The organism is Actinomadura sp. BRA 177, assembly GCF_013372625.1.
GTDB lineage: Bacteria > Actinomycetota > Actinomycetes > Streptosporangiales > Streptosporangiaceae > Spirillospora.
Genome location: NZ_JABXFD010000417.1, coordinates 1 through 7,402 on the forward strand (window position 1 = coordinate 1; position 7,402 = coordinate 7,402).

A 7,402-nucleotide genomic window follows, 5' to 3' on the forward strand; every position below is an offset into this window, starting at 1 on the left:
GCGTCGTGTGGCAGGAGTACCTGGAGGCCGTGCCCGCGCCCGCCCGGCACCGCGCCTCCGGCGGGCGCCGGCCCGCTCTCCGGGCCGGCCTGGTCTCCTCGGTCATCACGTTTCGCCCCCACTCTGCACGGCGCCATGCCGCCCCTGGTCAACGCATTGATCAACACGGTAGGCACCGGAGCGGACGGCGTTGATCCCCCGCCGGTCCCCATCGGGCTCCTACCTGCGAATGAGCCGCACCCGGCGGCAGGCCCCCTGCCCTCCACCGTGCGCGGTCCATTCTCCCAGCTCACCGGCCGGAAAGCGGCGCCATGGGCGACCGCTTGCGGCCAGTCGATCACGGAATGCAGTGAACCGTCGCGGCCCTTCCCACGTTCAGCGCCGGGAAGATCGCCAGTGTCACATGCCGCCCGTCACATGCCGTTCATCACGGGCCGCCCGTCACGGGCCCGTCACGCGCCGCGCTGCGCGCGCGCCGAGGCGTACAGGCATACGGCCGCGGCCGTCGCCAGGTTCAGGCTCTCGGCACGGCCGTAGATGGGCACGCGGACGACCTCGTCCACATGCCGGAGTATCTCATCGGGCAGCCCCCACGCCTCGTTCCCGAACACCCACGCGGTCGGGCGCGCGAGCAGCCCCTCGTCGATCGCCGCGTCCAGGGTGCGGTCGCCGGCGCCGTCGGCGGCGAGCACGGTCAGGCCCGCGCCCTTCAGCTCCGGGATCAGCGCGTCGAACCGCGGGCCGGTGACGACCGGCAGGTGGAACAGGCTGCCCGCCGAGGCGCGCACGCACTTGCCGTTGTAGGGGTCGACGGACGCGTCGGTGAACACGACCGTCTCCGAGCCGGCGGCGTCGGCGGTGCGCAGCACGGTGCCCGCGTTGCCCGGATCGCGGACGTGCGCGAGCACGGTCACCAGCCGCGGACCGACCTCCAGCGCCTTGCCGAGCGGGACGTCGACGAACTCGCAGACCCCGAGCAGCCCCTGCGGGGTGACGGTCTGCGCCAGTTCGGCCATGACCTCGCCGCTGACCCGCAGCACCGGCGCGCCGGCCCGCTCGGCGGCGAGCACCAGCTCGGCATGGCGGGTCTCCGCCTCCGCGGTGGTGAACAGCTCGGCGAGCGTGCCGGGGATCTCCAGCGCCTCCCGCACCGCCTGCGGCCCCTCGGCGAGGAACCGGTTCTCGCGGCGCCGGAAGGCGCGTTTGGCGAGCCGCCGAGCGGCCTTCACCCGTGGTGATCGGAGAGAGGTCAGCTCGCGGCCCGCCATGTCGCTGTAATCGCCCGTGTGCCGGTCGCCCGGCTCAGGCCGCCTCCGAACCCTCGGCCGGGAGCGCGTCCTTGGCGACCTGGACGAGCGCCGCGAACGCCGCGGCGTCGTTGACGGCCAGCTCGGCCAGCATGCGGCGGTCGACCTCGACCTCCGCGGCCTTCAGGCCCTGGATGAACCGGTTGTAGGTGATGCCGTTGGCGCGGGCCGCGGCGTTGATCCGCTGGATCCACAGCCGGCGGAACTGGCCCTTGCGGTCCTTGCGGTCCCGGAAGGCGTAGGTCATCGAGTGGAGCTGCTGCTCCTTGGCCTTGCGGTACAGGCGCGAACGCTGACCGCGGTAGCCACTCGACCGCTCCAGGACGACCCGACGCTTCTTGGCGGCGTTGACGCCCCGCTTCACGCGTGCCACGTGTTGAACTCCTTCGTGGGGGCCGGGCCGCACGGGTCCCGGCCGGTCACCGATGTTCCTGGTCGAGTGCTACTTGCGCAGCAGCTTCTTGATGTTCTTGGCGTCGGCGTCGGCCACCACGGCCGGGCCGGACAGCCGGCGCGTCCGCTTGGACGGCTTGTGCTCGAGCAGGTGGTTCTTGTTGGCGCGGCGGCGCATCACCTTGCCGGAGCCGGTCAGCTTGAAGCGCTTCTTGGCACCACTGTGGGTCTTCGTCTTCGGCATGGTCGCCGTCGTCTCCCTCTGTCCCTGGCCCCCGTGCGTGCGGCACGGGGGCGCACCTGATCGGCACACCGCACGGAGGTCCGTGGACGCGCCAGGTCAGGCTTCAATGTACGTGCGCCGCGACCCCGCTCTGCCGCGAGGTCGCGGAGCCGGGGCCGCCGCGAGGCCGGTCCCGGGCGGCCGTCAGGCGGTCTCGGTCTCCTGCCCGCGGGCCGCCTTCTTCTTGTGCGGACCGATCACCATGATCATATTCCGGCCGTCCTGCTTGGGCCGCGACTCGACGAAGCCGAGCTCCTCGACGTCGTCGGCGAGCCGCTGCAGCAGCCGGTAGCCCAGTTCGGGACGGGACTGCTCACGACCACGGAACATGATCGTGACCTTCACCTTGTCCCCGGCCTTCAGGAACCGCACCACGTGACCCTTCTTGGTCTCGTAGTCGTGCGGGTCGATCTTCGGGCGGAGCTTGATCTCCTTGATGACCGTGTGCGCCTGGTTCTTCCGCGCTTCACGCGCCTTCATCGCGGACTCGTACTTGAACTTGCCGTAGTCCATGAGCTTCGCGACGGGCGGACGCGCGGTGGGCGCCACCTCGACGAGGTCGAGGTCCGACTCACGCGCGAGTTCAAGGGCCTTGGCGATGGGCACGATGCCCACCTGTTCGCCGTTCGGGCCGACGAGCCGGACCTCGGGCACGCGAATGCGGTCGTTGATACGCGGTTCGGCGCTGATGGGACCTCCTTGGGGCCGTTCTCAAGTTCGTTGGACCGGTCGTACCCCGAGGCTTCCACGAGAAAAGCCCCGCACGACTCACGCACGGGGCCACCTTCGGTCTCCTCGGACGGACGAGCCGTCCGGGGACGACGGCGGGACGGACGCGCACGCCCGTTCGCCGGACCGATGACCCACCGGCCTTCCAGCCGGTCAGGTGGGAGGTGGCCTCCGCTTGAGCGCCCTCTACACGCGATCGCTCGGGTCGCGCGCACAGGGTCGGTCGGCCACCAAGACTACCATCCCGTGGGGCCGTGCGTGACATGCTGGCGCAGGCCATTGTGGACTTTCGGCCACGTCGGCTGACCGGGGCCAATGGATGCCTACGTGAAGTACGCCACTCACGTCAACATCCCCGGGAGTCCCGCCATTCCCGCGCCGGGCGGGCCGTGGAGGTCCGCGGACGCCGGGGCGGGGGCGGGAAGGTGAGGATGTTGTGGCCGGGCGGGCGTCTCGGCGCGCGGGGCCGCGGTTGTTACGGTGGAGCGGAGACGGCCCGGTGGGGCCGGCACCAGGGAGGTTGTTCCCGCGATGCCCTCGGTCGAGGCCGGCCCGGCCGGCCCCCTCACCGCCTTGTCGCCGATCGCGCTGCAGTTCGCGCAGAAGGCGTTCATCGTGTCCGCCGGACGGCTGCTGCTCGTCCGCAAGTCCGCGTCCGACCCGTTCCACCCGGGCCGCTGGGAGGTGCCCGGCGGGCGGCTGGAGGTGGAGGCCGACCTCGACCTCGACGACCACATCCGGCGGGAGGTCTGGGAGGAGGTCGGCCTCAAGATCGATCCGGGGCCGCCGTTCCATCTGTGGCAGTGGTACATGCCCGACCGCGGGCCGCGCGGCGGGCAGATACGCGTGGTCGCGGCGGCGCGCCGCTGCCGGCCGGTGACGGTGGACGCCACCCTCGGCAACCAGGAGGAGAGCGACCATCTGGACGGGTGCGCCTGGGTACCGCTCGACGAACTCGGCGGCTACGACCTCATCCCGAGCCTGCGCCCGGTGATGCGGGCGTTCCTGCTCCCGCCCGGCTGACCGCCGCGCATGGCCCCGTCCCGATCGCCCGTCGAGTGGCCGGGGCTCGACGGGCCCGCCGAGCGCCGGTTCGCGATGTTCGTCATCGGCGACGCCGCGATCGAGGTCCGCGCGTCCCTGCCGGACGTCCGGTTCGCCGAGGTGCGCGCCGACCGGCTCTCCTACGCTCCCGCGCGGGCCATGGTCGCCGGGACGGCGGTGAATCTGGCCCGGTGCGCCGTCCGCCACTTCCGCCGGGTGGGCGTGCTGGCGAAGATCGGCGACGACGCCTACACGCCGGTGGTCCGCCAGGAGTTGCGGCGGATCGGCGCGGCCGACCACCTGCGCGTCGAGGCGGGCGTGCCGAACGGCGTCTCGGTGATGCTGCGCGACCGCCCGCTCGGCGGCGGCCCGTCCTGGACGACCAGCAGCCGGACGCCCGGGCCGCCGCCGAGCGGGCGGCGCTGGAGGAGGCGGCGCGCATCGCGGGCGCGGCGGGGACGCGGGTCGCGTTCGACCTCGTCCCGCACGACATCGACGCGCGGCTCCCGGCGTCCGGCGTGCTGCCGGTGCTGGCCCGCGCGGACCTCGTCTTCTCCGAGGCGCCCACGCTGGCGCGCCTGCTCGGGCAGCCGGCGCCGGCCGGCGGCGACGAGGTGCGGAGCCTGCTGCCGGTCCTTGACCGCGCGGTGCCGGGATCCCCGCTGTGGCTGCTGCGGTTCGGCCCGACCTGCCTGGAACGGGTGCTCGCCTACCAGCGCGGGCGGCTGCTGATGGAGTACTCCACCGGCTACACCGGCGATGCGGTGCGCGCAGGGTTCGGCGATCGACTGGCCTCCTGCGAGCTCTACTGGTGGCTGTCGGAGGCCTGATCCCCGGGCGGGAGGCCGGCCAGTGCGGCGCGCAGGGCGGTGAGCGTGCGCAGGAAGCGCCGCCGACTGCCGGGCAGCCCGAACGTCTCCTGCCAGCGCCATGTCACGTCCGGTCCGGTGGACGTCACGGCCCAGCGCAGGAACTGGCTCCTCACGCCGTCCCCGGGGTGGACGGTCATGACCTCGTTCTCCTCGATCAGCAGGTAGGAGCGGCCGGTGCGGTAGTACGCCCGGAGAGCGGCGCGGCCGGCGGGCGACCCGGGGCGTCCCCGCTCCTCCACCACCGCGCGGATGCCCGGCGTTCCGGGCAGCAGGTGCCAGTGCGCGTGGTCGATGCACGCGCCGCCGCCCTGCGGGGTCGCCGGGCCGTGCTCGAACAGCAGCAGTTCTCCGGTCCCGTAGGCCGCGCGGTAGAGGCGGGCGACGCGGTCGCGCCAGCACAGCGCGCGGTCCCACATCGTCCGGCCGAACTCCCCCGCGCACTGGTAGTGGTCGCGGGTCATCAGCAGGACGTGCCCTTCGGCGAGGGGCGCCACGTCCGGGACGAGGAGGAAGTCGCGGTCGGCGGCGATCACGCCCGACTCGCCGGGCAGGCCGGCCATGCCGTTGAACCGGAAGCGCAGGGGCGGGCACAGGACGCACTCGTGACCGGGCTCGTTCCAAGCGGTCGGCTCGGCCAAGCCTCCTCCAGCGCCGTGGACGGGGGATCGCTCTCCTTCCAGACTGCCCGCTCCGGCGGGCCCTACGGCTGTGGATACAGACATGGAACCTGCGGGGTACAAAGCATGACCCAACGGGAACAAAAGGGATAAAAGGCGAAACCGTGCACCAGATGACTCCTCCGCTCCCCGGACCGGCCCCCCGCACCGACCGCTCCCCCGCCGTGCCCGCGCGCCGCCGGCCGGGCGGCGCCGGGACCCCGGTCATCGACATGGCCGTGCTGGAGACCCGGCTGAACGAGTCGCTGGACGTCCTGCGCGACACCTACGCGCCCGCGCTCGGCTCCGGCGGCGGCTGGTACCACGAGCTGGCGCGCCCCGAGCCGGGCACCACCGCGACGGCCCTCGGGCTGATGGCGTTCGTGGAGGCGGGACGCCCCTTCGAGTACTTCGACGAGGGGCTGGCCTTCCTCGCCGCCCGGCAGACCCGCTCCGATGACGGGCTGCGCGACGGCGGCTGGGCCACCAAGACGAGCCTCGGCATGCCGGTGGTGGAGGCGACCGGCTGGATCGCGCGGTTCCTCGCCCGCGCCCGCTGCGACCTGCGCGACGACGCGCCCGACACCAAGCGCGCCTACCAGTGGCTGCTGCGCAACCAGAACCCCGACGGCGGCTGGGGCTCGCTGCACGGCTGCCCGTCCCGTGTCTGGCTGACGTGCCTGGCGCTGCGCGCGCTCAGCCAGCTCAACCCCTACGAGCCGGCGGTCGACCGGGGCGTGGAGTGGCTGACCGCCGACCGGACCGCGCACCGTCCCGGCTGGGGGCCGACGCCCGCGTCCCGTGCCACCGTCACCCACACCGCCTTCGCGCTGGTGACGCTCGCCGAGGCGCGCCCGGAGCTGCGGACCGAGCGGCTGCTGGACGCCTACGACTGGCTGGTGGAGCACCTCGACCCCGACGACGACCACACGTGGATCGAGACCTACGACGTCTCCCTGCACGGCGACGGCACGGGCTCCGAACCGGTGTGGCGGCTCGCGCTCTGGCACTACGGGCTGCCGATCGCGCTGACCGCGCTGCTGCGGGACCCGCGCGGCCCGCACGGCCCGGTCGTCGCGCGGGCGTTCCGGACGCTGGTGCGCGGCGAGTTCACCGACCCGCGCTGGACCGGCTACCCGGGCAGCGGGCGCACCTCGCTGTGGACATTGTGGTGGCGGCTGGAGACGCTGATCGCGCTGAGCCGCATCCCGCTCGCCGGGAGCGCCGACATCCTGCACTGGCTGCCGGACGCGACGGTCGTGCAGCGGGCGCACGCGCGGGAGCGCCCGCTGGCCGATCTCCTGCCGCACCGCAGGCTGGTCGACCCGGTCGGGTTCGTCCGGCGGCACTGGGCGGCGTTCCTGCTGGGCCTCGTGTGCGCCGCCAGCCTGCTCGGCGTCGCCGCCGGCCTGTGGGGCTGGAAGGACTTCTGGCTCAGCGTGATCCTGCCGATCGTCCTCACCGCCATCGACGAGTCGTCGAAGCGGCGCCGCGCGCCGCGCGGCCCGCCGCCCGCCCCGCCCTGACGGACGGGGGCGTCAGGCCCGGCGGGCGAGTTCGGCCTCCCCGGCGGCGCGCATCGCCGCCACCGGCACGTCCTCGCGGCCGGTCATCAGCGCCACCTGCCGGACGGCCTGGTGCAGCAGCATCGCGAAGCCGCCGACGACCGTTCCGCCGGCCCGCTGCACCGCCGCCGCGAGCGCCGTCGGCCACGGCGCGTACACCACGTCGAACAGGGCCGCGCCGGACGCGGCGACCGGTTCGGCGAACGCGTCGGCGGCGCGTCCGGGCAGCGTCGACACGACGAGCTCCGCCGGAAGGTGCGCGGTCACCCGGTCGAGCGTGACGACGCGCACCGCGAGCCCGAACCGCTCCCCCACCTCGGCGGCGCCGGCGGCGCGCTCGCGAACCAGCAGGCCGGCGGCCTCGAAGCGGGCCAGCATCCGGCTGAGGTAGCCGGCGGCGAGGTCCAGCGGGCGGCGCAGCGCGGGCACCTGGGCGGCGTCCCTGCTGGGCCAGCTCGAAGATCACCCGCGCCTCGGTCAGCGAGTAGGGCGAGCGGACGAGCCCCTCGCCGAGCACTCCCATGACGCCGGTGTAGAAGCGGTTGAACGCGCG

9 protein-coding genes and 1 pseudogene are annotated in these 7,402 nt (G+C 73.7%); 3 read left to right on the top strand and 7 right to left on the bottom strand.

All coding sequences use genetic code 11. From position 1 onward, the window contains the following. Positions 1–452: 452 nt before the first annotated feature. The 4 genes from HUX53_RS25120 to infC all read right to left on the bottom strand — a co-directional run bounded on the left by HUX53_RS25120 (position 453) and on the right by infC (position 2,673). Complete coding sequence (locus HUX53_RS25120) at positions 453–1,268, bottom strand: RNA methyltransferase (protein WP_176405687.1); 816 nt, start codon at positions 1,266–1,268, stop codon at positions 453–455. Between the two features lie 34 nt (positions 1,269–1,302). After that, entirely contained in the window at positions 1,303–1,680 is a 378-nt protein-coding gene (rplT, locus tag HUX53_RS25125; protein WP_176405688.1) for a 50S ribosomal protein L20, read from the bottom strand. Positions 1,681–1,749: 69 nt separating this feature from the next. After that, positions 1,750–1,944: a 50S ribosomal protein L35 gene (gene rpmI, locus HUX53_RS25130; RefSeq protein WP_176405689.1), complete on the bottom strand. Its 195-nt coding sequence runs from the start codon at positions 1,942–1,944 to the stop codon at positions 1,750–1,752. A gap of 183 nt (positions 1,945–2,127) precedes the next feature. Beyond that, positions 2,128–2,673: a translation initiation factor IF-3 gene (gene infC, locus HUX53_RS25135; protein WP_217711773.1), complete on the bottom strand. Its 546-nt coding sequence runs from the start codon at positions 2,671–2,673 to the stop codon at positions 2,128–2,130. Between the two features lie 570 nt (positions 2,674–3,243). Between infC and HUX53_RS25140 the strand changes: the two genes are divergently transcribed. Next, positions 3,244–3,735 carry an NUDIX domain-containing protein gene (locus HUX53_RS25140; RefSeq protein WP_176405690.1) on the top strand — a complete coding sequence of 164 codons (492 nt, stop codon included), beginning with the start codon at positions 3,244–3,246 and terminating at the stop codon, positions 3,733–3,735. A gap of 269 nt (positions 3,736–4,004) precedes the next feature. On the opposite strand, the gene HUX53_RS25145 is transcribed toward HUX53_RS25140, so the two are convergent. Continuing rightward, positions 4,005–4,244, bottom strand: a complete 240-nt coding sequence (locus tag HUX53_RS25145) for a hypothetical protein (RefSeq protein WP_176405691.1) — start codon at positions 4,242–4,244, stop codon at positions 4,005–4,007. A gap of 30 nt (positions 4,245–4,274) precedes the next feature. On the opposite strand from HUX53_RS25145, the gene HUX53_RS25150 reads away from it, so the two are divergent. Next, positions 4,275–4,586 (top strand): hypothetical protein, encoded by a 312-nt coding sequence (locus HUX53_RS25150; RefSeq protein ID WP_176405692.1) that lies wholly within the window; start codon positions 4,275–4,277, stop codon positions 4,584–4,586. On the opposite strand, the gene HUX53_RS25155 is transcribed toward HUX53_RS25150, so the two are convergent. After that, complete coding sequence (locus HUX53_RS25155) at positions 4,562–5,266, bottom strand: HIT family protein (protein WP_176405693.1); 705 nt, start codon at positions 5,264–5,266, stop codon at positions 4,562–4,564. The two genes, HUX53_RS25150 and HUX53_RS25155, sit on opposite strands and share 25 nt — an antisense overlap. A gap of 152 nt (positions 5,267–5,418) precedes the next feature. On the opposite strand from HUX53_RS25155, the gene HUX53_RS25160 reads away from it, so the two are divergent. Beyond that, on the top strand, positions 5,419–6,810 hold the full coding sequence (locus HUX53_RS25160) for a prenyltransferase/squalene oxidase repeat-containing protein (protein WP_176405694.1): 1,392 nt from the start codon (positions 5,419–5,421) through the stop codon (positions 6,808–6,810). A 12-nt stretch (positions 6,811–6,822) separates the two neighbouring features. Here HUX53_RS25160 and HUX53_RS25165 read toward each other — a convergent pair. After that, positions 6,823–7,107 (bottom strand): annotated as a pseudogene (locus tag HUX53_RS25165) (shikimate dehydrogenase); the annotation flags it as partial. Positions 7,108–7,402 lie beyond the last annotated feature (295 nt).

Excerpts from the sequence above, each read along its gene's own strand:
- HUX53_RS25120 (WP_176405687.1), bottom strand. The coding sequence starts at position 1,268 with ATGGCGGGCCGCGAGCTGACCTCTCTCCGATCACCACGGGTGAAGGCC.
- rpmI (WP_176405689.1), bottom strand. The coding sequence starts at position 1,944 with ATGCCGAAGACGAAGACCCACAGTGGTGCCAAGAAGCGCTTCAAGCTG.
- HUX53_RS25140 (WP_176405690.1), top strand. The coding sequence starts at position 3,244 with ATGCCCTCGGTCGAGGCCGGCCCGGCCGGCCCCCTCACCGCCTTGTCG.
- HUX53_RS25160 (WP_176405694.1), top strand. The coding sequence starts at position 5,419 with ATGACTCCTCCGCTCCCCGGACCGGCCCCCCGCACCGACCGCTCCCCC.